Here is a 25,769-nt window from a genome sequence, read left to right on the forward strand (position 1 = left end):
AGGAAGCATACGCATGAACCTGCCCGAAGGATTCGATCAAAATGATATCGCCGTCATAGGCATGTCCGGCGCATTTCCCGGTGCCGAAAATATTGACGAGTTTTGGAATATGCTACTCAAGGGCGGCAGTGGTATCCGGGACCTGAGTGACGACGAATTACAACAGGCCGGTATCAGCAAAGAACTATATCAGCAACCGAATTACGTCAAACGAGCTGCGCCAATGGCCGGTGCGAAATATTTTGATCCTGCCTTTTTCGGCTATTCCGATGCCGAAGCAGAACTCATGGACCCGCAACACCGGGTATTTATGCAGCACGTCTGGTGGGCCCTGGAAAATGCCGGCTATATCCCTGATCAAATTGAAGATGCGGTAGGTATCTACGCCGGCTGTTCACTGAATCGCTATATGCTCAACAGCCTGGAAATCAATACAGAGACATTCGATGTTGTTGAATTTCAGAAAATGCTGGCCAGCGAAAAAGACTATCTGACAACCCGGGTGGCCTACAAACTGAACCTTCGGGGACCCGCAATCAACGTACAATCCGCCTGTTCAACGTCACTGGTGGCGACGCAACTGGCGGCCCTGTCACTGCAAACCTATCAGTGTGATGTGGCAATCTGCGGTGGGGTCACTATTCATGTCCCCCATGCAGCGGGTTATATGTACTGCGATGGACTGATCTACTCCCCCGATGGCCATTGTCGTCCATTTGGTACCGATGCCAACGGCACCATGTTTGGTGATGGTGTAGGCGTCGTGGTACTAAAACGCCTTGAAGATGCCATGGCCGCCAATGATCGTATCTGGGCAGTGATCAAAGGTGCAGCGGTCAATAACGACGGCCGTGACAAAGTGGGATTCACCGCACCAAGTGCCGGCGGGCAGGCAGAAGTGATCAGCCTGGCCACGGAACTGGCCGGCATTCAGCCACAACAGCTTCATTTTATTGAAACCCATGGCACCGGTACAAAAATGGGCGATCCGATTGAACTGGCCGGACTGAAAATGGCCTTCAGTGATGCCGCTGAACATGAGCAGCCATTCTGTGCCCTCGGTGCATTAAAATCCAATATCGGACATCTCGATGCCGCCGCCGGAATTGCCGCACTGATCAAAACCATACTGATCGTTCATCATCGACAAATTCCACCGTCCGTCTGTTGGGAAAATGCCACTCCCAGTATTGAAGACAAACATTCGCCTTTCTTTTTCAACCATGAAGTGATCAATCACCAACCGGACCAAACCCTCTACGCCGGTGTCAGCTCGTTTGGTGTGGGTGGTACCAATGCTCACGTGGTGCTGTCCAGTCCGCCATCGCAGCCGCAGCCTCCAGCCACCCAGGCGACCGACCTGACCCTGTTGCTGCACAGTGCCCGGTCCACTGAAGCGTTGATTGAAGGCTGTAACAGGATTCAGGAGTTCGCGGCCCGCCATCCAGAGCAACTGGCTGATATGGCATTTACCCTCTGGCGTCACAGACCTCATTATCTGCACCGGACATTTTCACTGTTCGAAAAAGGCACCGCCCTGCAGGAGCGGGATCAGGATTCGGTGCAAACTGACGGCAGACTCGCATTTGCGTTTCCGGGTCAGGGTGTTCAGTACCCCGGCATGCTGGCAGAACTATATCAGCGTCAGAATGACTGTCGAACCGCTTTCGACCACTGCATGAAAATTCTGCAACAACTGACCGGCCGCGATTTCAAAGCGGTGATTTTTGGCACTCAGGACATCACCGATACTGCTGATGTGCAGGTCACCCTGTTCGTGGCAGAGTATGTTCTGGCCCGCACTCTGATGGCATCCGGCATTCAACCCGACTACATGATCGGTCACAGCCTCGGAGAATATGCAGCCGCCTGCCTCGCCGGGGTGATGAGTCTGGAAGATACCCTGGCCATGGTGGTCACTCGTGGCCAGGTAATGGCCGGTGCGGCACCCGGTGCCATGGTAATTGTTCTGACGGACCGCACGACGTTGAGCAAGCTGTTAACCGGCTCGCTGACCATAGCGGTCGAAAACACTGCCGGCAACTATGTGGTATCCGGTACTGAAGCGGATGTCACCGCGCTGATCAATCAGCTGGAACAGGATCAGATCAAATGCATCCGGCTGACCAATCACCACGCCTTTCATTCTGCCGCCATGGACAGCGTGTTGGACCAGTTCAGGGCAGGCATAGAACATGTGCACTTCAATGCGCCGACTATTTCCCTGATCTCAGCGACAAGCGGCTTTGAAGGCGAACCATTTATCTCCGCAGACTACTGGGTATATCACCTGCGCAATACTGTGCACTTTTATTCCGTCATCCAGGAGCTGCGCGACCAGAACATCAGCACCGTGCTGGAAGTTGGTCCGGGTAGCAGTATTGCATCCCTGATCAAACAGTCTGAATTTAATGGCACCATGACAGCCATTACTACCGTTCCATCGGAAAAACACCAGCAACAAAGCTGGCCCCATTTTGCCAGGGCACTGGCCAGACTCTGGTGCCGTGGTCTGGCGGTGGATTTTCAGGCCGCCGGGCTGATAACTGGCGGTCATAAAATCACCTTACCTGGTTACGCATTTGAACAACGGGAATTCTGGAAGGCCAAAGCTATCGGTCGACGCATTCAGGCAACCAAACTGGCAGAAGCCCAGGTCAGCCAACATAGATTAATGCCGAAAGATGCGCGCAACGATCTGGATCACAGCATCGTCGCAGTATGGGAAAAAGTACTGGGCAAACAACAGATTTCCATTGATGACGACTTTTTCAACCTTGGCGGTGATTCGGTTTCGGCACTGCTGCTGATCGATCAGATGAGTCGGGCTACCGGACTGGAGTTTCGGCACTCAGCCATTTTTGAACATCACACCATTCGCCACCTGGTGGATCATCTGGGCGAAAAAACCGAGCACAACGCGATTGTGGTCCGGTTGAATCAGACCGAAACCGGCACACCGGTGTTCTGTCTGGGTGGCGTCAAATACTATCAGCCATTGGCCGACAGTCTCAGCGGTCGCCATCCGGTCTATGCCATATTCACCCACAAAGAAATTGCTGTGGTGCATCATAAGCACCCCATCGATTTCACCCTGCAAACATTGATAGACGCCTACGCAGGAGCGATTCAGAGGCAGACCAATCGCTCCGACATCATCATTGCCGGTTTGTCATTCGGAGGACTGATGGCCCTGGATGTGGCCAATCAGCTGAATCGGAATGGTTTCGATATCCGTAAAGTCATCATGTTTGATTCCTTTATTGATTCCAGCCACCAACTATCGGTCCGTAAGTTCCTGCTGGATTATCTGGACAGAATCCAGCAACACGGCTTTTTCAGCTACTCCAGCCAGAAACTGCTGGAACTCTGGAAACAATATCGTCGGCGTCTGAAAACTGCCGCCGGAACCCCTGCCGCTGTCAGTGGCTCCGAGCAACAGGTCAAAGCATTCAGCCAATTGGCTGAGCTGTACCATATCGACGGCAAACACTATCCCTTCGAAGTACTGTTGTTCCGGGCCCTGAACCGCTATATCCGTTTCGGTAAAGTTGCCAAACCGGATTACGGTTTTGGCGAAGCGGTGGAGGGCAAACTGTCAGTGGTGGACATTCCGGCAGATCATCTTGAGCTGATTAATGACCATCACATCGGGGTGGTACAGGAAGCCATCGACAGGTTTTTGGGCGACAGACTCTGATCCGCCGGCACCTTCGGGTGAGCGGCAGCTGCCGTCACCCCTGCCCTTTCACCATTTCTGCACCGCTGGTAGAATCCAGGCCACAAAGTTCCTGAAGCATTCATTTCTCACTACGGATTAACAGTCAATGACAACCATTCTAAAAGATCTGCCCGTCGGCGAGCGGGTCGGCATCGCCTTCTCTGGCGGCCTGGATACCAGCGCTGCACTTCACTGGATGCGTCAAAAAGGCGCGGTACCGTATGCCTATACCGCCAACCTTGGTCAACCCGATGAACCTGACTACGACGTGATTCCCAAGAAAGCCAAAGAGTATGGCGCAGAAGGTGCCCGTCTGGTGGATTGCCGTTCGCAACTGGTTGCCGAAGGTATTGCCGCCCTGCAATGCGGTGCTTTCCACGTAACCACTGCCGGTATGACCTATTTCAACACCACCCCCATTGGCCGTGCCGTCACCGGTACGATGCTGGTCACCGCCATGCGCGAAGACGGCATCAACATCTGGGGGGATGGCAGCACTTATAAGGGTAATGACATTGAACGCTTCTACCGTTATGGCCTGCTCGCCAATCCCAATCTGAAAATCTATAAACCCTGGTTGGATGCCACATTTATCGACGAGCTTGGCGGCCGTGCAGAAATGTCCGAGTTTATGAACAAAGCCGGCTTTGCCTACAAAATGTCTGCCGAAAAAGCGTATTCCACCGATTCCAATATGCTCGGAGCCACGCACGAAGCCAAAGATCTGGAAGAACTGTCCACTGGCATTAAGATCGTCAATCCGATCATGGGCGTAAAATTCTGGGATGAGAGCGTGGAAATCAAACCAGAGGTGGTCACCATTCGCTTTGAAGAAGGCCGTCCGGTAGCACTGAATGGCCAGACATTCAGTGACGAAGTAGCCCTGGTGCTTGAAGCCAACCGTATTGGTGGCCGTCATGGCCTGGGCATGTGTGACCAGATCGAAAACCGTATCATCGAAGCCAAAAGCCGTGGCATTTATGAAGCTCCGGGGATGGCGTTACTGTTCATTGCCTATGAACGCCTGGTCACCGGTATTCACAACGAAGACACCATCGAACAATACCGTATCAATGGCTTGCGTCTGGGTCGTTTACTGTATCAGGGCCGTTGGTTTGACCCTCAGGCACTGATGCTGCGTGAATCCACCCAACGTTGGGTTGCCAGCGCCGTGACCGGTGAAGTCACTGTAGAACTGCGCCGTGGTAACGATTATTCGCTGCTTAATACCGAATCCCCCAACCTGACGTATGAAGCCGAACGCCTGACCATGGAAAAAGGCGACTCCATGTTCACCGCCAGTGACCGTATCGGCCAGTTGACCATGCGTAACCTGGATATCACCGATACCCGTGGCAAACTTGGCTTGTATGCCAAAAGCGGACTGCTGTCCAAAACTGTCACCAACGCACTGCCTCAGGCCAAAAAAGACCATCAGGACTGATCCAGTGAGCCAGTCCCCGCCTTGCTGCGGGGACTGTCATATCCCTTCAACACCCAATCTCTGACATCACACTGATTGCATCATTCCAGACAGCCCATCACAACCACTGGTTAGCAAGATTACTGATCCAGCAGCGTTTTCATCGCCGCTGCGATAGCGGTTTTACTTTCCGGGCTCAATGGCATGATTGGCAAACGGCACTCTTCGGTGCATAAATCCAGTAACGAACAGGCATATTTGACACCTGCCGGACTCGGCTCCCGCATGAGCGACTGCATCAACGGTAACAGTTGCTGCTGGATCTCACCGGCGCGATGAAAATCATTGACAGCACAGGCGTCCTGCTGAGAGCGACTCAGGGCCGGTAAAACATTGGCGACCACACTGATCACCCCCATGCCACCCACAGCGTTATAGGCTGGTGCAGAAAAATCGTCACCAGACAACCAGGCAAACGGCCGGTCAACCAAACTCCGCTCAGCCAGGGGGCGCTGCATTTGTCCGGTCGCATCTTTTACGCCAACAACCCGCTCCAGCTCAGCCAGCCGGGCCATGGTCTGCGGTTCTACATCGACAATCGTTCTGGACGGAATATTATAGATTATGATGGGCAGGGAACTGTGTGTATGAAGGTATTCAAAATGCTGATACAAGCCATCCTGATTGGGTCGATTGTAATAACCGGCGGCACACAATACCGCATCTGCACCAGCGGCCTCCGCAATGTCGATCAGACTGGCAGCCTCCACCGGATTATAGGAGGTGGCTCCGGCAATAACCGGTATTCGGCCTTTGACGTAGGCACACACCACATTCAACAATTTCCGGTATTCATACTTGGATAGCGTTGGCGCTTCGCCGGTTGTGCCGGCAATCACCAATCCCTGCGTACCGTGCTGCAAATGCAGGTCCAGACATCGATGAACGGCCGGGTAATCAATCTCACCATTCTGGAATGGGGTAATCATGGCAACCAATGAACCAGTAAACATCATTTCTCTCCATTAGAGATCGGGAGGCCACCGGTTTTGATCTGTTTCCGCAAGTACACTGGTATTTCGCGGAATGGAGTCTGTCCATAAACAAAAAACCCGGTGGCGTTTCCGCGACCGGGTTTCTAAAAATTCGATTATTTCAAAGATTTTTCAGATGCGCCCAGGCCCGGAATGCCTTCCGTTTATAAGCCTTGCGTTTATAAGAAAAACCCGTAAATGTCATAACTTTTGTAAATCAGTTTTTGAACCTCGAAAACCATAGCACCGGTTGACTGGCAGTTCAATCCCCTTTTTCCGCACCCGATTATTATTGCTCTGTTAACCCGGCAAGTTATGTATGCGGGTTAATAGGTCTCGACGGGATACCAGGCATAATCATCATAGCCGGTGAGCACTTCCCATTGCCCCTGCAGTGAGAGATCCAGCTCACGATTACCGGTATCCACGATCAGAGGCCGTTGCTGTAGGTTTTTTAATTTGGTTTTGGTGGCAATAACCTGAATATTGACCTTACCTAATTGCCGGATCACCTGCTCACTCAGCTGCTGATTGCCACGGCCCAGAATATGACCCTGCCCGCCGATCACACTGATGACGACACGCACCGGATATTGCTGGCACAAACTGAGAATATCCTGCTCGGTCAGATCAGACTGCAACAACTGCCGATCCAGCACCGCATCGATTCCCAGCAAAGTATTGGGCAAACCCAGGCAATCCATGATGAAGGCTGTCGATTTTCCCGAACCGATCAAATAAACCGTTTCCGGTTCCATTTGCTCGACCACGAACTCCGCAATTTCCTGTAGCACCAGCTCTTCCACCTCCACCCCACCACTCTTGGTGTGCTGAATAAACTGGCCTAACTGCGGTACTTTCATATCACCATAATGACGGGCTCTGACCCGGTTATCGCGAAACGCAACTTCATCAATATCCCGCACCTCCTGTTCACGGATGTCAATCAATCCGCCTGCGGTCACTGCCATCAGCACTTCTCCGGCCGCATGAGGCGTGACAGCATACACCGAGGAATGAATCTTGACCCCGGCTGGAATTCCCAACACCGGAACCTGTTGTTCCACCACGGCGCAGATGTCGCGCGCGGTACCATCCCCACCCGCAAACACAATCAACTCGGCCCTTTGTTGCAATGCCAGCCTGGCAGCCTCCCGGGTGTTTTCAGCAGTGCTGGGATCAGCAATATCCAGCGCCAGCGTGTCAGCCTCAATGCCCAGATCCGCCAATACGGTTGCGCCCATATTTCCCGGACACGTTAACCAATGATGTTGCCTCAACACAGCCAGGTGATCCTGCAATGCCAGTTTTACCCGTTCAGCGACTTTCGACACAGCCCCCTGCTCCATAGCCTGCTGAGCAACACCATCGCTGCCTTTCAGTGCAACCGAACCACCCAAACCCGCATACGGATTCAAAATAAGCGCTATCTTCATATACGATCAATCAACATTGGCCAGAAACAAAACAGGCGGAACCTGGATCCGCCTGCACTTACCATTATGGTCAAATTAATTTAACCGTTGCAAGCCAGCGACCCAACACCCACATACATCGAGCTGATGCAAACACCTGGAAAAATCAGTTGCCTGATCAGACCGGTTTTTCATTCAGGTCTGGTAGTTGCTAGACTCTATGTTGAGCAAGTGGAGAGACTCAACAGGTTCTGACCATGAAAATAGCGATTGCCCCCGATTCATTCAAAGAAAGTATGACCGCCGGCGAAGCCTGTGCCACCTTTGCCGAAGGCTGGCTAAGCCAGCGCAGTCAGGATGAATTTATTTTTTTGCCACTGGCCGACGGCGGAGAAGGCACCACTGTGGCCATCTGCAATGCAGTCAATGGCGTTATTCAGCATAAAAAAGTTCGTGGCCCGCTGGATCAGGAGGTCAATGGTTTCATCGGCCTCTGGAACAACAGACATAATGCCGTGATTGAAATAGCTGCAGCCAGCGGCCTGGATCTGCTCAAACGGGATGAGCGCAATCCTCTTCTGGCCACCAGTTATGGCACCGGAGAACTGATCCGTTATGCCCTGGATCAGGGAATAAAAGAACTGGTCATTGGTCTCGGCGGCAGTGCCACCAACGATGGTGGTGCGGGTTTATTACAGGCCCTGGGTGTTCAGCTGCTGGACAAAAATGATCAACAACTACCTCCCGGTGGAATTCATTTACGCGATCTGGCCCGCATCGACCTGTCCACCCTCGATCCGAGAATTCACGACATTCACATCCAGGTGGCCAGCGATGTCACCAATCCGCTACTGGGTCAAAACGGTGCAAGTGCTGTATTTGGCCCACAAAAAGGTGCCACGCCTGAACAGGTTGTCATGCTGGATCAGGCGCTGGAACGCTACGTGACGGTTCTGGAACAGACAATCGGCCGGCAAATTCGTCACCTGCCGGGAACCGGTGCTGCCGGAGGTGCCGGTACAGCATTGCTCAGTGTCTTAAACGCCGAATTCAAAGCCGGTATCGATCTGATTCTGGATCTGATGGAGTTTGACCGGAAAATCAGCGACTGCGATCTGGTCGTGACTGGTGAAGGCAGTCTGGATTACCAATCACTCATGGGTAAAACCCCACAAGGGGTATTACGAAGAGCGGTTGCCGCCAATATTCCGGTTATCGCCGTGGCCGGTTCCATTACCAACAACCTCGAACCGCTTTATGATGCTGGTTTTACTGCGGTGTTCGGTATCACCCAGGCCGTCCAGACTCTTGAAAAAGCCATGCAGGATGGCAAAACCAACATGATCAACTGCGCCAGGAATCTCGCCCGCTGGTGGACTCTGGCACACGACACAGGAAAATCATAATTATGCGTAATCCCTTGGCCGAACAGCTTCATCCACTGGTCAAGCTGCTGTACCCCAACCGAGCAGAAGAAGTCTGCCAGGCAATTATCAATCTCATCGTCAGCTATCAGGCTCGTCATTTGCCCACGCAACGCTGGGTCAATCAACGCGATGCCGTATTGATCACTTACGGCGATACATTATTGCGGGAAGGTCAGAAACCGCTGCGAACGCTGTATTATTTTTTAACTGAATTTCTGGGTGACACCATCAACTCGGTGCACATCCTGCCATGTTTTCCGTACACCTCTGACGATGGCTTCTCAGTCGCCGACTACAAACAGATCAACCCGGAACTGGGTGACTGGGATGATATTGCCGTGCTGGCCAGTGAATATGACCTGATGTTCGATGCCGTCATCAACCATATTTCACGTTGGAGTTACTGGTTTCGTCGCTATGTGGCCGGAGATCCGGATTATCAGGATTTCTTTATCGAAGCCGATCCGAAACAGGATTATTCCAGTGTCACCCGACCACGGGCACTGCCATTACTGACACCGGTGGATACCAGCAACGGCATCAAACACCTGTGGACCACCTTCAGTGATGATCAGATTGACCTGAACTACCGCAACCCCAAAGTCATGCTGGCCATTCTTGATGTGCTCTGCCTCTATGCCGAACAGGGCGCCCGTTTTATCCGTCTGGACGCCATCGGTTTCCTATGGAAACAACTCGGTACCTCCTGCATGCATCTACCAGAAACCCATGCGGCCATTCAGCTTATGCGTGTGGTAATGGATAACATTGCGCCCGGTACTATTCTGATCACCGAAACCAATGTCCCTCACAAGGACAACATCAGTTACTTTGGTAACGGCTACAACGAAGCCAAAATGGTCTACCAGTTTCCGCTGCCACCACTGGTCATGCATTCGTTTCTGACCCGTAATTCTGATGTTCTGAGTCGTTGGGCTGGCAGCCTGGCCCCTATTTCCAAGGCCACCACCTTTTTCAACTTCCTCGCCTCTCACGACGGCATCGGTATGCGCCCGGCAGAAGGGCTACTTAATCAGGAGCAAATCAATGCCCTGGTGGATCACTGTATTGAGCAGAATGGCCGGGTTTCTTATCGTGATAACGGTGACGGTACCCGCAGCCCCTACGAACTGAACATCACCTATTTTGATGCTCTTGGACTGGAAGGTGAAACTGAGCAACAGAAAGCCCAGAAACTCATTACTGCACATTTTATTCTACTCAGTCTGGCCGGCGTTCCAGCAATCTACATACACAGCCTGTTTGGTACCACCAATGATGTCAAAGCAGTAGAGAACACCGGTATTAACCGCCGGATCAACCGCAGCAAACTGAGCGCCCAAACCCTGAAAGAAGAATTGAGCAATCCCGACGGCATCCGCAGCCAGATCTTCAAAGGCATCACCCAGCTGATACAAAAACGCAAACGGATGTCAGCCCTGGCACCACAGGCCGATCAGAAAATCCTGCTGATGGATCCACGGATCTTTGCGGTAGAACGCTACAACTCCCAGACTGGAGGGCACGTATTGTGTTTATGCAATCTGTCCAATGATGTCATTGAACTCACCGTTGATTTTGTTGGCCGCGACATGATTTCCGGTAAACGGGTCGACTTTCATACCCGGCTGGAAGCTTATGGCTGTCAATGGATTAAATCCCCAAATGAGATTCAGCATCGTAAAGTATGGTGATGTGGTAATTCAGCAAGTAACGCTAAGAAAGCGGGAACGGCTGCTGCCATAAACAGCGGCCAATCAACGAATGTCATCACATCGCTCTATATTTATTTCAAATGGATAGTTACTAATAAGAATAGAAGTAATGAATACACCTGACATCAGACCGTCAGCAGCATGGATGCTGCTGTCGAGCCAACAGGGATGTTTTCACGGCGTGTTTGATTTCAGGTGTATTCATTTAAACCAGCTGGTTAGTAATAGCAAAACGTTAAAAAAAACAGAAATACAACATCCAGTTTCTCAAAACGGCTAAAGATTCCTTGAAAGCCTTTCAGTGGACAAATAAAGGCTCTACTGCGCCGCGATTCCTGTATACCTCATGGCATATTCCACCACAACAACTGGTTACTCTTAAGCGGTTCGGCAGGCACCACTGGCAGTTTTAGCACCACCACGATAAACAGACCCTGGCTCGCGAGAGGCTTAACTCATAGGGTTTTGATATCGCACCTGGAATTTTTTTTGAAATCTCTGAAAGTAGTTTATAGGGCAACTGACTGTATAGTAAAACAACTTCTTCCATACGAAATGAAAATGCTTCTCGACAATCAGATGGAGGGATAGCGCAGCTATTAACACGATAGAGACAGTGACGGCATAAATAACTATTTTATTTTCTTCTGTCGCAAATCGATTTATAAACATATATCCAAAATGAGCATGAATCAGGTAAACAGGATAAGTAAGAGCTCCAGCTATTCGTGACATTGGAAGACTTACCAGACGCCCATTTTTTGAGTTTTGATATATAAAAATAGCGAAAAAGGATGTCACAATAAGCGCAATAACCAAGCCTGAATACTCGACCCCTTTCACATCGCTCAAATGAGCAGCTTTACCAGCAGAAAAATTGATACAAAATGCATAGGTGACCATGAGACTGACAACAGCTTTGCGATTAAACCTGTTCGCGATTGAAGCAAAAAGAGCTCCTGCAGCGAAATAGTAATAATAGCCACCTAAATATGGTTTTGATTGAAGACCGAAGACAAGCGCGATACAAAACAAAAAAGGCCAATAAACAAAAATGGTTTCGAGATGTTTTTGAAGACCAAAGAACAATAATATGAACACAGCAAAATAGAATGAAATTTCGTAAACCAATGTCCAGTAGACACCATCAACGTTATCTATACCCACCAGCGATTGCACCATGGTGAAATTGGCAACTATCTGGCCTGGGTATACTGACATTAAATCTCCTCCCCATTGAAGCGCGAAGAAAGAGGTAAACAGTATTGCAAACCAATATGCGGGATAAAGCCTGATAGCGCGACTTTCTGCAAACATGGCTGCTGTTCTGTTTTTGGCAGAAAAGAATATAACGTAACCACTGATCATGAAGAATAACTCAACCCCCAGGTAGCCATATTTAGTGACTTCAATGACTGAAGGAATATGGTTAATTGAATTAATCTTTCCATTCACAATGCCGTTAAAAGTATAGTGAAATGCAACAACCATGAGTGCAGCGAAAAATCTTCCATAATCCAGCAACTCTAAACGCTTCATAATATCTCCCTCGTATTTTGCGTGTAAAATCGTCAATAGCAGAATAGCTTAACAAGATCCAACACCGGAATAGAGCAATACTGCCTGCTACACCATGGCCTGTTCACACTAATTTCATCAGCCAGCTAAGACCCAAATCCAGGCGCAAGGAACGATAATAGCGGCCTAAATGAACGACGAACAACGCCGAGAAGAGTGAAACCGGCCTCAACCTTAATACCCTTGGAGTACCAAGGGTCATAACTAAAAAGACCACACTCTGCGTTGTCCAACATTCGCTTAGCATGACTAAGCTTCACGTTAACCGTCAGAATACCGCATCACTTGGCTGCGGCCTTTTTAGCCAATAACAGGCTCGGCGAACTGCGTTTGAATAGGCTCTAGCACTTTTACCTAATAAACCCATCGTATACAAGCCATACAAAAAGCATAACCAATGCGCCGAAAGCAAACCAATACTTTTTGGCAACTGCCCTTTCATTTACAGCAATCATTGGTAGATAGGCTAACTTTAAAATAGAACTTAATGCCATGACCGAGAAAAACACGAACACCATTAGCCATGATTTTTGTATGATTGAGTAAGATACAGACGGCTGGAAATAACATTGTTCCAGCTATTCCTTCAATAGTGTTCAAACTTACAGACATGCGCGAACCCTGACCGCAAGACGAGCATATGGCAGGATATAAGTCACTGGCTTTAAACTTTTGCCAAGTACTGATTGTTTCTTCTTTGCAATAAGGACACCGATTCATATTTTTCTCTGCTAACTGTTCAAGCCTCAATGAGACAACTGACACAGCCCAAATTATCCCAGACCTTTCTTTGTTACAAGGTATCATCTTGCATTAATGCTATGGGGCCTCTGAAAAAATAGGAATAGTTTTGATGCAAGCCAGTAAACCGCTCGCAACACCGCAGTTTATTGGTGCAAATGAGGATGAGAGAGGGTGCCACCTTCGGACGGAGCTGACAACGTCCTGCGCGAAAACAGGCCATTTTTCAGGTTCCCTATACTCACCCGCTCCTATTGGTATAGCCATATTTCGCCCGCCACTCGTTTACCGGGTTTCCACACTGTGGCCTTATTACTCTTTGTCTTGGTCAGCAATAATCCAATATGCCGGGATTGGTAAACCATGTCTGACCAATCATACAAAACATCAACTTTAACCAATCGTCACGAGCAACAGGGTGACGAAAATAAAACTGTGAGCATACGTGTCCGGTTTTTTTGTAAATACAAGCCGTAAAAATCCTTTATCAATGGACCGGAACTTATTTTTCAATGACAAAAACAAATCTAAAAAACACCCACAAAAAAACACATTTATTAACATGGAAATCATTTTTTAAACCTTAACAACTGCAAAATTACAGAAACAAAAAAACATAAGAATATCTTTGCATAACACCCGTTCAAAATATGAAAAACACTTCTTTGCCTGAAATCAATCATACCTTTAGAGTTTCTTCCGTCCAAACTGGTTGTCTGGACAATGATGTACCTGGAAGTAAATCAATAACAATTAACACATTAATGGAAGACACAATTATGGAGATTTTTAAAGCACTCAAATACTTGATCCCGCTAACCCTTTCTGCGTTTATGGTCTCACAAGCCTCAGCGCTGTCTATTGCCGAAGAGAATTATCAACTGCAAAACTGCTCGATCACGCCCGACCACGATGAGCTGGATAAACTGGCGCTGGAATTTGACAATACAGATAAACTCAATAGCTATCTGATTGAAAATTACGGCTGTCCAATGACCACGATCAAAGATGGATATCTCGATGAAATAGTATCCAAATATCCATATAAACAGGTCATCATTAATACCGGCAATACCCGCTATGAAGGCCTGGAATCCTGCGCTTACCATCCCCAACGGGAAGAGTTTGTATGCTCCGTTTCTGTCCGTCAGCGCTTTGGCTTTTCCGGTTATCCGGCTATTGGTGCCGGCTCTAATGAATGGGTCACCATCTGTGTCGATTACGGCAGCGGCATGGAGCTGGTGGATACCGCCTCGGTACATGTACACGATGAACAATACGGTAATTCGCCCTACTGGTATTATGGTGTGGTGATTCAGGGTAATGAGAAACTGCAACGCCAGATACAAAAAGGACAAACCCTGAAAGCGAGGGCGCTATTGTCATGGGCAACACCGGCCACGCATTGCAGATATCGCCCGGTATGGGGAAATCAGGCAGACTTCCGCATCAAACTGGATCCTTAGTTACTAGGGTAATTTGAAAAGAAATCATTCCACAATTTGGGGTCATACAAATGTATGACCTCAGACATTTTAATAGTGGCTCAATTTATTCCCCGGGTGGTTATCGAAGTAATTTTTATTGGATTTACACCCTTCCTATACTTGCTACTGGGAAAGAAATAAGAATACACGTTGTCGCAAATATATCCCTGTAAACTCGAATGCAGCTTCCATGCTGCATACAGCCTGAACATTTCAACCATCTCATTAGTTTTTAAAACGGCAATCGATCACAAAATACACAACCTGCACCATCGCATCAGTTATTACCGCCTGACATTTCCCTATAATGACCGGCTGTTGAGAGGATGTGGATACATCGGCATTACCGAAACCCACTTATAACAAACATCCGCAATCTTCACTTTCAGCAAAGACCTTGTGCACCATGCGGGAATTATTGTCAGCCAGACAAATAAACGTGCAGATATCATCAATTCATTATGGAGAATATGGAGTGAATTTAATAAACAAATTATGCCTGGCAACAGGCCTGCTGATCAGCACCACCACGTTTGCAGCAGAATCATGGACGCTCGATAAGGAGCTTTCCACTATTTCATTTCAAAGTACCAAAAACGGCGCAGTGGTTGAAAACCATACATTGAAACCGAGTAACGGCAGTATCTCTGCCACTGGAGAAGTGACCGTCAACATCGCCCTGGACAGCGTACAGACTGGCATCGACATTCGTAATGAAAGACTCCGGGAAATCCTGTTTCAAACGACAACGTTCCCGCTGGCCAGCATCCAGCAAACTGTTAATCTAAGCGACTACCCGGAAGGAACCGTCACCATCAAGACGATGGACGCTCAATTGTCACTGCATGGCATGGAAAAGACGATTTCTCTGAAACTCGCGGTATTGAAAACCGGCAAGACCATCCAGGTCAGCTCGGTCGAGCCGGTATTACTGAACGCTGCAGACTTTGGTCTGGATGGCGGGATTAATCAGCTCAAAGACATTGCCAAACTCAACAGCATTGCTCAGATGGTCCCGGTTTCCGTCACACTGGTATTTGAACAATAAACCACCTTATTGGGCAGGTCAGCCTGCCCAAACATCTTGCCCCTTCCCTGATCCTGAAAATATACGCATGATTGTCGCTGAATCATTTGGCAGGATTTGACATGAGCAACAACCTGAACCTGATCTTGGTGGGAGGCGGACATACCCACGCACTGGTGTTAAAACATTGGATGGCACACCCTATCGACAATGTACAGATCACATTGATTTCACCTCATTCCCATAGTCCCTATTCAGGTATGCTTCCGGGGTTGCTGGCCGGTTACTACACATTTTCCCAGACCCATATCGACCTGCAACAATTGGCCCACGAAGCCAATATCGAGTTTATTCAACAACCCGTAACCGCCATCGATCACTTGCGCCAGTGCATTTATCTGGCCGATGGTCAGCAACATCAATATGACATCGCCTCAATCAATGTCGGCTCTACACCCAATCCCGAAATTCCCGGCAGCCAGCAACATGCCACACCCGTGAAGCCGATTGCTGAATTTCTGCAACACTGGCAACGTCTGCAAACAGAGATCAGGCAACAGCCCAATCAACGCATTGCCATTATCGGTGGTGGTGCCGGTAGCGTAGAAGTGGCATTGGCCATGGCCCATGCTCTCAAACCCTGGGGAACCCAGCTCAGCCTGATCACCCGTGCCGGGGACATCCTCTCAGAATATCCACGCAAGGCCCGGCGATTAAGCAAAGAACGACTGGCACTTCATGGTATCGAAGTGCTTACCAATATGAATGTGGATGAAATTCATGCGGACGGTCTTAGCTGCAGCGGACAAAAATACTCATACGAACATATTTTTCTCTGCACTCAGGCCGCTGCGGCCAACTGGTTCAGACAATCTGGCCTGGCCACTGACCAACGTGGCTTTATTACCGTTAACAACTACCTGCAGACTACCACCGCCGGAAACCTGTTTGCCGCCGGTGACTGTGCCCACTTCCAGTCAGAGCCATTACCCAAAGCCGGAGTCTATGCTGTCAGAGAAGCTGATATCCTGTTTCATAACTTGCAGGCCGCCTGTCAGGGCACTCACGCCCTGAAACCCTATCAGCCACAGCGTGACTTTCTGAGCCTGCTGGCAATGGGCGATCACTACGCCATTGGTTGTAAATTCGGCCTCACCGTTTCCGGTCATTGGGTATGGCGCTGGAAAGACCAAATAGACCGGCATTTCATGGCCCGGTTCAACGCCGGCTGATCGTTGAAATTCCATGATTTTCAACAACCTGCTAAGCTTGCCACGCCGTTCGTATACCGGCGTCATCTAATACCCCACCTGAGGAGTCTTTATGCTTGAAGTAAACAGCTATTTTGATGGAAACGTAAAATCCATTTCACTACAGACCCGAACATTACCCGCGACCATCGGCGTGATGGCAGTCGGAGAATATGAGTTTTCCACCAGCAAAAAAGAAACCATCACCGTTGTCAGTGGCGAACTGCTGGTCAAACTGCCAGATACCGAGGAATGGGGCACCTATACCAACGGCGCCAAGTTTATGGTTGATGCGAACAAGGTTTTCCAACTCAAGGTCAATGAAGAAACCGCATACTTTTGTACCTACGAATAAAAAAGGCTCCGGAAGGAGCCTTTTTTCACCATCACTGGGCCACCTGATTGATATGCACATCCATTTGCGGGAATGGAATACCAATGCCGTGTTCATCGAATTTAAGCTTGATCGTTTCCGTCAGCTCAAACCGAACCGCCCAGTAATCCGCCGACAACACCCACGGCCGAACCACCAGATTCACCGATGAATCTGCCAGCTCCAAAACTGCCACGGTATAGGCAGGATCTTTTAATACCTTTTCATGATTCGTCAAAATCTCTTCCAGAATTCTCTTGGCCTTCAGCAAATCACTACCGTAGGAAATACCCACAACCATATCCACCCGACGAGTGAGTTCATAGGAATAATTGATCATGGTATTACCAAACACAGAGGCGTTCGGTACAGTTACCATTTTCGAATCCGGTGTTTTCAATCGCGTGCTGAAAATAGTAATCTCAGAAACCGAACCGGCAACACCTGCCACTTCGACAAAATCACCCACCTTAAACGGGCGAAATAAAATCAACATAACACCAGCAGCAAAATGCCCTAAAGAATCTTTCAGTGCCAGGCCAATGGCCAGGCCGGCAGCACCCAACAAGGCAACCAGAGAGGTGGTATCCACACCCAACTGAGACAACGATACAATAATGACCAGCAATATTAATGCTGAATGGCAAACCGTTGACATAAAATTAATCAGAATCTGATCCAGCTTACCAACTTTCATCATCCGGACCAGCCCGGCCATCACCACGCCCACCAGAATGCGACCGATAATAAACACCAGAATCGCCAGTGCAATATTGGTACCCCAAGGCAGGATATACGTATTCCAAATTTGTTCCATATCAAAATTCATTCAATTACTCCTCACGAGAATGGGTCAACAGATTTATTGTTCTGATGCGAACATAATATGCCGGTTATGCGCTTTAAAAACTCCCAGTAACAATGGTCAGAATATCAATATAGATTAACAATTCAATGACATTTTTTTGCAACAAAGCACAAATGGACTGTTAGACTCGGCCGGCTGTTTACTACCGGCGAAAATCACAACACGGCAGATACAATTCAACCGTATCTGCCAACAACCTGACGTTTTTTAATAGTGGACTCCATGAATTCTGTAGTAACCCGACGAAACCTTTTAAAACTTGGATTAATAGCCGGTACCAGCCTGATTGCTCCCCGGTTGTTCGCTCAGGCGCACACGAACACTCAGGAAATTTTTATAACCAACCTGCACACCGGTGAAACTGATCGGGTACTGTTTTACGATCAGGGTTACTACCTTGCCGATGGACTTGACCGGCTTGCCTGGTTGCTTAGAGATCATCGTCGCAACGAAGTGGGCGGTATGGATCCTAAGCTTTACCACCTGCTGTTCTCCCTGCAACAACGTTATGGCCAGCAGAAGCCGATCCAGATTATCTCTGGTTATCGCAGTCAGGCGACCAATCAATGGCTGCAGAAAAACAGTGACGGCGTGGCCAAAGTCAGCCAGCACACCTTCGGTCAGGCGGTGGATTTTCGCATTCCTAAAGTGGATACACAGGAACTGTTTGACGTATGTTGCAGCTACCGCCAGGGTGGTGTCGGTCGTTATCTCAGCAGCCGCTTTGTACATATTGATACTGCCGGGGTTCGACACTGGGGGTAGACAGACAGTAAGAGTATGATCTGCGGTTGTGTCAGGGAAAATGGCAGATTGTTCTCGTTCTTTCTCTCTACGCCTCCACAGATCGATAGAGCTATAATGTGCGGATCAATACCGGTCATCAGATAAATGGCCTGGTAAATCAAATCGATCATACTGATCATCTTTGATGATTCATTCATACTCTTCTGCATTAAGATTAAAGCACATAACCGAACAGCAAAAAGGACCCGGAATTCATGAAAAAAATCCTTATTGGCTGGTTACTACTACTGTCTTCAATCATCGTCCTCAATGGAACCGACTATTTAGCCCGACGCAAAGACGGCCACATAAAAACGGGAGAACTCGATGAAACCGTGTACTGGCTGATTCAATGTCCCATCATTTTAATCGTCGTATATCTATGGTGGACAGGCAGTAAACGACTGGACTGGCCTTCAAAACTATTATTAATGCTATTCCAATCCGGTCTGGCGATGTTTATCTGGTTCTATATAACACTCTCATATATTTGCTACGCCGGCATAGATTGTACTTAGTTGCAAAATCTATCCACCAACCCTCACCGAGACGGACATCTGCCAAGTTAAGAAAAAGAGTAGGTATTTCCAACCCATGAATTGACAGCTTTTAGCACAGGAAGCATGATGACCATTAGAGTGGCTCCGGTTCTCCGGGACAACTCACCATAGGCAAAAACGTCTACTGAACAGATTATGATGAAATGTTGAAAACTGTCAGGCACTTCTACCACATTGGAGGAATTATGAGTGCATTATCTCTCTTAACCAGCCGGGCACAAACGCTCAATGCCAGGGTTGGAGCAGTTACTCTAGTGGTGGGTGCTTTCATGACGTTAGTGCTGTCCCATACGTCTATGTCACTCGCACCATTGCGCATAATCACGCTAGCGATTGCTGCATTTGCTGTCTGGTCATTTTCAGATGAGATGGGCATACGCAAGCCTTTAAACCGTGCAGGTTTCATTTTTTTCTGTATTGCGGTGACAACCAAAGTTCAGGTATCGCTTGGCGTCGACCCGCATCTTATTGGACGCTATCTTTTACTCTATTCGGCATTTTTATTGCTGGCCGTTCTCTTTTGGTCCGTTGCGTTTCTTCATCGGCAACGGGAACTCAAAGTCGTGGGTGCGGTCGGTTTGCTTGCTGCCGCAGGGCCTGTTCTAGTCATCGTGGTTGGCCACGTCGTCGTCGGAGTCGGTGCAGTTTTTGGGGTTGGTAGTCTACTTGAAGCAACATATGGTGCTGCACCGAGCGATACATCCTTTGTAACGCTGGTCGAACGCATCTTCGGCGTATGGGCTTATGTTGCTGCCTGGCTCCTCTGGCGGGGCCATATTATCGGTGGTATCAGCACCGCCCCAAGCAGCGCCTGACAAATTGATCAAATTTACTAAGGGACACTCTACACACTGTTTCGGATGTCCCTTAGTAAAGTACTAATTATCATCATGAGTAAAGCATTGTACTTAGGCATTTTTTTCCTTCCAACACCGAAATACTCACTAAAAAAAGAGAGCACAAAACCCTCTGTTTTTAGAAAAAATATAAAGGATATTTATTCGTTATCATTTTTGGCGAATAAAATTACTTTGAAAAAGCGCAAGAGCACCTTTCAAAATTTGGCCAGAGTTAATAATAATTGTAGGCATTATGGCTCGTTGACACGTATATTTTTTTACAGACATTGAGTTTCGAAAATTATGCAGGATATCGACGGCAATCAAGTGGACATCGGGGATACGGTTAAAGTCCTTGTGATTCGTGAAAATATAAGAAGGATTCTTTCCGAGGAAGAAAGAGAACCTACCATGGAGATGCTGGGAAATGACTTCGAAATAGAAGATTTAGTAAATGACAACACTCAAATAAGTGTTAGCTATCAACACGGTTGCTTGTGGGGAGGCTTATACTTATTCCCTCACGAGTTTAGATTGATCAAAAAGGCAAAACGTAACAAGTAGATGTTCGTTGACCAATTTCTGAAAGAACCTGGAAAAATCGAAGATTATGGTTCGTTTTTATCCGTCACATATGAAGAAAACTGGGTAGAATTACAGTTCGAGTTTGGTTGCCTAAGCCGGATATGTATCGGCAACTTATATGATGATGGAAACAATCCAAAGTGGCCCTACTCATAACACGCCATTTAACCATATATTTTCAGTTCAGGACGCGATGCAACACAGGGTCATTCTATGGAACTCAGGTATTTAGCAGAATCTCCTACTCACAAGGTTTACTCTCACGCAGACTATGTATATTTGAAAGATAAAACCATCTGTAAAAGCCAAACTGATTATGAGGAATCAGACGAAAATATCGCGTGGATTTATGGCGAACCTGATTCCGCCATCATAACGCTTGATGGAGAATATGTTGTAATCGCTGGCTGTGGGATTGTCATTTACAATATCAGAACCGCTGAGATCGTATATCTTTTTGATGAGCCTGATTCAACTGAATGGACTGAGGGGGTTTACCAGAATGCAATAGATGATGTCGTTCATGTGCGTTTTAATGTTTGTACCGACAACAACAATGTAGTTACCAAGCGCTTAAATTTGAAATCACATGACATAGAGGTTCTGAGCTGAAGCGACAGCCAGCTCTGCCCTCCACTCACCATCACTCACCCCGATACCTCAACCCCTGGATACCATGAGCCCGGCGATCGGCATTGGTCATCAGGTTTAACAGCAGATGCTCACACCAGGCTTTTTTCTTACCTTAGCTGATGGCCACCCTTTACAACCACTTCACCAGGCGCTTATTTAATATCGCTTAATGCTGCGTGGATACCGTCCATTTTCAGGCTCAGATGTTCCAGGAAACCGGATGCCATTCTGGCAATACTGGCGGCATTTTCATCATCGGATTCAGCAAGCATGAGCGCTATGGCCTGACCGCCGTTCACCATGGTTATGGTGGCGCAGAGGTCCCGTTTGATCAGTTCCAATTGAGGGTTACCTGCCGCATTGCAGGAATTGGGAGTGGATTCTGTTGTCATACAATATGACTCCTCTGTGATTGTCTGGCGTTTGCCCCCTCACAGGGATTCATATTCTGGGGGCAGGTCGAACGGGTTGGAACTACCGCCTACATAGACGCGGCCCAGCCGAAGCTGGCCCGCCGACCTGCCATACAAAATGGTCAGGTGCGCGGATGCGCAGGCACAAAAAAGACGCCGGGCGCGTCTTTAATGCCTCTATGTAGCTTGCGGGGTTCCAATCCCGGCGCTGGATTTTGCCAGCGCGCGGATATGGTACGTGATTTACCAGAGCGAGAGCAACTTTGAGTTTTTGACCCTTCGTTGCGTGTTTGGCCGTTCACTCATGCCCCGACTCCACCAACCCTCTACCCGAGACACTCGCGCTTATCACCAGAACTTTATCCGGTTGAGAAAGTTTTGTTTGATATTTGTTCAACCTATTCCCAATGTTCTGACAACCAGACGAATTATCCCGTTTCGTCTGATTGTCACGATAACTCATCAACCTGATGAACGAACGTTATCCTGCCGGTGCGTTATTATTGAATGTACTGATGCATAATGGCCTGGATATCTATCTTCTTCAGCCCTTCGTTCAGAATACCCTGCCACTTGCGACCGTTAGCATCGTTCTTAAATGCAACAAACAGATCTTTTTCAATGAGTAATTTGCTGTTCATCTGAACACTGCCTGCGGCGGATTTAAGTTTTGGGTCATTACTCTGGAGATATTTCAAGACATTGCTGTCAATGACCGCAAGATCAACCCGACCGGTGGAAACTTTGAGAATATTCTGGCTGTCTGATGTCACCGTTGATGATTTGAGTTCACCTTTGGCAATCATGTTATCCAGCTCTTCGGTATTAACATAATCCTGGACCACACCAATGGTATACGGTGTTAAGTCTTTTAAGGTACTCCAGCTGATTGGTTTTGCTTTGGCTTCCACAAAACCCAACGGGCCTTTACCCGTTGAATCAGAAAAAACAAATTCATCTGAATCGTAATAATACTCAGGGAAATACCCTGCGTATTTACCACTGTCTTTGACCTCTGCCACGGCCCTGCTCCAGGGGTAGAAATCCACCACCAGTGTATGACCCATCGCTTCAAACGCGGCCTTGACCACCGCAGTCGAAGCACCTTGATTCGGCAAACTGTTCCCTGAATAAGGCGGCCATTCCAAAGAAGTCAGATAAACGGTTTCACTATAAGAGACACTCGGTAAGGCTAAAAAAAGTAGTCCAAATGCCATTACGGATATACGTATTGATTTCATAGATTCACTCTATTTTTTTCAAACAAGGTAATTATAAGAATAGCTAATAAAATGAATTTGATAGAGTTGATCGAACAATTTATGTACTTAACGATGGAAAAATCCTGAATGGAAAAAACGTATACTATTAATCCGGCTTGTATACTTGCCGAGCTTATAAGTTTCGTCTACTGAGTGATTTACTTTAGCGTCAATCTCAGGTATTCCGGATCAGGCTGGTAAATATCTGTCCCTATTTTACAGATAGATTTCGTGGGATTAACTTACGGGACCTCTAAAAATCGGCCTATTTTCGCATAGGACGTTGTCAGCTCCAGTCTCACATCCTCATTTACGTCAGTAAACTGTGGTGTTGCGAGTGGCGCTTCCTCGCCTGCATCAAAACTATTCCTATTTTTCAGAGGCTCCTTACAATACTAACCTCTCAACAAATCCTGCAATGTGTTCGCAGGGTTTTAAACTCTAATAAGGAATAATTCGTGTTTACGTTAGTGAATGTTCATGAGTTTCAAGGTGGGTTAACCAAGGCGATTGATTATATTCATACGCAATGGGGAACGGCCCAAAATTATCCGTATTATGTGGATGCCATATCTCACTCCGACGCAACGGCCACATCTATCCCGCAGTTTTATGTGTTGCTGTGCGATCAAACCATCATTGGTTGTTACGGACTCATTATCAATGATTTTATCAGCCGCCATGATATTTACCCGTGGTTGTGCAGCCTTTATATTGAACCGGATTACAGAGGCAACCGGCTGTCTGACATGATATTTATTCATGCAAGGGAAATTGTCGGGTCATTGGGTTACGAAAAACTTTACCTCACTACAGATCATGACGGTTTTTATGAAAAATTTGGATGGCAGCGCATGGAAGATGGTTATGGTATTAATGGAGACAGCTGCAGGATTTATTATCTGAGCATCCGTCAGTTTATTGAATCTAATCTGTCTGATCATTGTTCACCTTTGTAGCAAACAACCGATAAGTACTGATACAGTCAATGAAATGATCAACACACCAGCCCCGTCTCCGCTAGTAAACTATATGACGCCGGCGTTCTCACCGTGCTTGTTATGAGGATGGCACGGTGTTCAAATCACCAAGCACGCACACTCTACGCAACTCATGGGATAAATTCCTGACATTTGTCGGGTTGTTCCTGCTGTAACACCAGCCCCATAATTTTGGCTCTTCTTTGGCCGCCGGAATTGATATACAGGAATCTACGGCCAGCAATATGTTAATACTGGCAATGCAGGACAGATATCACTATGGTAGCACCGGTCACTATCCACCCTCTTTCGGAAAGAAATGCGCCGATAATGGAGAGCCTCACTTTGAGCACACTGGACATAGAACGGAATGTGGAGTTTCTGCTTGGACAGATTCAACTCAACCACAGACCGGCATTTGAAAAGCTGTATCGTGCAACAAGCTCTCGCTTGTATGCTCTGATACTGAGAATTGTGTCCGACCAGGATGAGGCTGCCGATGCGCTGCAGGAAACTTACCTGAAAGTATGGCGCCATACCGATCACTACCGGGCGGATCTCGGCAGTGCCTGGGGATGGTTATGCCAGATTGCCCGCAATACCGCGCTGGACCGGGTTCGCAAAAAACAGCGCTCTATTGAGGTGGATCTGGAAGAATTCGACAGCATATTGAATACTCTTGAAGCCGATCATCCTGATCTGGTGGACGTATCAGACCTGAACCGGTGTCTGAAAAGAATCAAGCAGGATACTCAAAAAGCACTGATTCTGTCTTACGTATATGGCTTGAGTCATAGTGAGTTGACCCAATACATGGATGCACCGCTGGGCACGCTGAAAGCATGGGTTCGAAGAGGGTTATTGGAGTTGCGTAAATGCATGAAAGTTTGAGGTACCAACACCCGGTTGTTCGCCGTCATCTGGCCAGTCAATACGTTCTGGGCTCCCAATCAGCACGGGTACGCAGGCGCTTTGAACGGCTAATGCAGGAAGATACTGAACTGCTGGCAGAAGTATATAAATGGCAACAGGTATTGACGGGTCTGGCAGATACCATTCCCCCTAAAAAAGCTCCCGAACAGGTATGGAAAAATCTCTCTGCGCAAATCGATCCTGCACCTTCTCAGCCGTCACCATCACCTACCCAGCGCTGGTCCGGATTATTTTCCATCTGGCAACTCACTACTGCGGTACTGGTAGTTCTGGTGGCAACGTTGTTATATATCAAACCTGCTGAAATCCAGGTCGGCGCAGATTATATTGCCCTGATGGATTCCGACGATGCTGATGCCAATCCGGAACTGCTGATCAGCGCTTATCTTAGTAACGGTCAGCAACCTTCACGTCTACAATTTGAATGGAACGACCGGACCCCAAGGACCAATATTGAAGGACTGACACTGTTCGCCATTGATAAAGACAGTGGTGCCATCACCAATCTTGGCCGCATCGGTGATATTTCCCGGCCGATGTTGATGGAGAAATCCCAGTGGGCCGCACTTAAAAACAGTTCTGAGCTGATCATCGCAACGGGTAATGACCCCAGTCAGGGTCAGATATTCAGAGGCCCCTGCGTACAAATCGCCCAGTCAGGCTGATATGGGAAATATGCCTCCTGTCATTGTCGCGGCAGAATATCGGAAGCCGACAGG

21 protein-coding genes are annotated in these 25,769 nt (G+C 48.0%); 15 read left to right on the plus strand and 6 right to left on the minus strand.

All coding sequences use genetic code 11. The annotated features are described in order from the left end of the window. Positions 1-13: 13 nt before the first annotated feature. Together YC6258_RS20300 and argG are read left to right on the plus strand one after the other, a co-directional pair. A complete protein-coding gene (locus YC6258_RS20300) occupies positions 14-3,700 on the plus strand; it encodes a type I polyketide synthase (protein WP_052830437.1) in 3,687 nt (1,228 codons plus the stop codon). 127 nt (positions 3,701-3,827) lie between these two features. Continuing rightward, entirely contained in the window at positions 3,828-5,165 is a 1,338-nt protein-coding gene (gene argG, locus YC6258_RS20305; protein WP_044618541.1) for an argininosuccinate synthase, read from the plus strand. Between the two features lie 119 nt (positions 5,166-5,284). Here argG and dapA read toward each other — a convergent pair whose 3' ends face one another. Continuing rightward, positions 5,285-6,160 carry a 4-hydroxy-tetrahydrodipicolinate synthase gene (gene dapA, locus YC6258_RS20310; RefSeq protein ID WP_342670605.1) on the minus strand — a complete coding sequence of 292 codons (876 nt, stop codon included), beginning with the start codon at positions 6,158-6,160 and terminating at the stop codon, positions 5,285-5,287. A 344-nt stretch (positions 6,161-6,504) separates the two neighbouring features. Next, on the minus strand, positions 6,505-7,614 hold the full coding sequence (locus YC6258_RS20315) for an ATP-NAD kinase family protein (RefSeq protein WP_044618543.1): 1,110 nt from the start codon (positions 7,612-7,614) through the stop codon (positions 6,505-6,507). Positions 7,615-7,850: 236 nt separating this feature from the next. On the opposite strand from YC6258_RS20315, the gene YC6258_RS20320 reads away from it, so the two are divergent. Beyond that, the gene (locus YC6258_RS20320) at positions 7,851-8,999 is read left to right on the plus strand and encodes a glycerate kinase (protein WP_044618544.1); all 1,149 of its coding nucleotides are present in this window, start codon (positions 7,851-7,853) and stop codon (positions 8,997-8,999) included. 2 nt (positions 9,000-9,001) lie between these two features. Then, a complete protein-coding gene (locus YC6258_RS20325; RefSeq protein ID WP_044618545.1) occupies positions 9,002-10,714 on the plus strand; it encodes a sugar phosphorylase in 1,713 nt (570 codons plus the stop codon). Between the two features lie 471 nt (positions 10,715-11,185). Here the strand turns inward: YC6258_RS20325 and YC6258_RS20330 are convergent, their stop codons facing one another. Beyond that, positions 11,186-12,274 carry an acyltransferase family protein gene (locus YC6258_RS20330; RefSeq protein ID WP_044618546.1) on the minus strand — a complete coding sequence of 363 codons (1,089 nt, stop codon included), beginning with the start codon at positions 12,272-12,274 and terminating at the stop codon, positions 11,186-11,188. 1,559 nt (positions 12,275-13,833) lie between these two features. On the opposite strand from YC6258_RS20330, the gene YC6258_RS20340 reads away from it, so the two are divergent. The 4 genes from YC6258_RS20340 (at position 13,834) to ppnP (ending at position 17,173) form a co-directional block, all read left to right on the plus strand. Further along, a complete protein-coding gene (locus YC6258_RS20340) occupies positions 13,834-14,520 on the plus strand; it encodes a hypothetical protein (RefSeq protein ID WP_044618548.1) in 687 nt (228 codons plus the stop codon). A gap of 496 nt (positions 14,521-15,016) precedes the next feature. Beyond that, positions 15,017-15,589 carry a YceI family protein gene (locus YC6258_RS20345; protein WP_169749001.1) on the plus strand — a complete coding sequence of 191 codons (573 nt, stop codon included), beginning with the start codon at positions 15,017-15,019 and terminating at the stop codon, positions 15,587-15,589. 101 nt (positions 15,590-15,690) lie between these two features. Continuing rightward, positions 15,691-16,800 (plus strand): FAD-dependent oxidoreductase, encoded by a 1,110-nt coding sequence (locus YC6258_RS20350; protein ID WP_044618549.1) that lies wholly within the window; start codon positions 15,691-15,693, stop codon positions 16,798-16,800. A 91-nt stretch (positions 16,801-16,891) separates the two neighbouring features. Further along, positions 16,892-17,173, plus strand: coding sequence for a pyrimidine/purine nucleoside phosphorylase (gene ppnP, locus YC6258_RS20355; RefSeq protein WP_044618550.1), 282 nt, complete (start codon positions 16,892-16,894; stop codon positions 17,171-17,173). Positions 17,174-17,204: 31 nt separating this feature from the next. On the opposite strand, the gene YC6258_RS20360 is transcribed toward ppnP, so the two are convergent. Then, entirely contained in the window at positions 17,205-18,020 is an 816-nt protein-coding gene (locus YC6258_RS20360) for a mechanosensitive ion channel family protein (protein ID WP_044618551.1), read from the minus strand. A 261-nt stretch (positions 18,021-18,281) separates the two neighbouring features. Here YC6258_RS20360 and YC6258_RS20365 point away from each other — a divergent pair, with 261 nt between their 5' ends. The 4 genes from YC6258_RS20365 (at position 18,282) to YC6258_RS20385 (ending at position 21,441) form a co-directional block, all read left to right on the plus strand. Then, entirely contained in the window at positions 18,282-18,824 is a 543-nt protein-coding gene (locus tag YC6258_RS20365) for a YcbK family protein (RefSeq protein WP_044618552.1), read from the plus strand. A gap of 236 nt (positions 18,825-19,060) precedes the next feature. Further along, a complete protein-coding gene (locus YC6258_RS20370) occupies positions 19,061-19,363 on the plus strand; it encodes a hypothetical protein (protein ID WP_044618553.1) in 303 nt (100 codons plus the stop codon). Positions 19,364-19,590: 227 nt separating this feature from the next. Then, positions 19,591-20,220 (plus strand): hypothetical protein, encoded by a 630-nt coding sequence (locus YC6258_RS20375; RefSeq protein WP_044618554.1) that lies wholly within the window; start codon positions 19,591-19,593, stop codon positions 20,218-20,220. A gap of 822 nt (positions 20,221-21,042) precedes the next feature. After that, positions 21,043-21,441, plus strand: a complete 399-nt coding sequence (locus tag YC6258_RS20385; protein ID WP_044618556.1) for a hypothetical protein — start codon at positions 21,043-21,045, stop codon at positions 21,439-21,441. Positions 21,442-21,614: 173 nt separating this feature from the next. Here YC6258_RS20385 and YC6258_RS20390 read toward each other — a convergent pair whose 3' ends face one another. Beyond that, positions 21,615-21,854, minus strand: coding sequence for a hypothetical protein (locus tag YC6258_RS20390; RefSeq protein WP_044618557.1), 240 nt, complete (start codon positions 21,852-21,854; stop codon positions 21,615-21,617). A gap of 521 nt (positions 21,855-22,375) precedes the next feature. Next, positions 22,376-22,993 (minus strand): substrate-binding periplasmic protein, encoded by a 618-nt coding sequence (locus tag YC6258_RS20395; protein WP_245626968.1) that lies wholly within the window; start codon positions 22,991-22,993, stop codon positions 22,376-22,378. A gap of 602 nt (positions 22,994-23,595) precedes the next feature. On the opposite strand from YC6258_RS20395, the gene YC6258_RS20400 reads away from it, so the two are divergent. The 3 genes from YC6258_RS20400 (at position 23,596) to YC6258_RS20410 (ending at position 25,715) form a co-directional block, all read left to right on the plus strand. Beyond that, complete coding sequence (locus YC6258_RS20400) at positions 23,596-24,096, plus strand: GNAT family N-acetyltransferase (protein ID WP_044618559.1); 501 nt, start codon at positions 23,596-23,598, stop codon at positions 24,094-24,096. Between the two features lie 366 nt (positions 24,097-24,462). Then, positions 24,463-25,008, plus strand: a complete 546-nt coding sequence (locus YC6258_RS20405) for a sigma-70 family RNA polymerase sigma factor (RefSeq protein ID WP_052830439.1) — start codon at positions 24,463-24,465, stop codon at positions 25,006-25,008. Further along, positions 24,993-25,715, plus strand: coding sequence for a hypothetical protein (locus YC6258_RS20410; RefSeq protein ID WP_044618561.1), 723 nt, complete (start codon positions 24,993-24,995; stop codon positions 25,713-25,715). The genes YC6258_RS20405 and YC6258_RS20410 overlap by 16 nt, the downstream gene beginning before the upstream one ends. Positions 25,716-25,769: the final 54 nt, after the last annotated feature.

It is taken from the genome of Gynuella sunshinyii YC6258 (genome assembly GCF_000940805.1).
GTDB lineage: Bacteria > Pseudomonadota > Gammaproteobacteria > Pseudomonadales > Natronospirillaceae > Gynuella > Gynuella sunshinyii.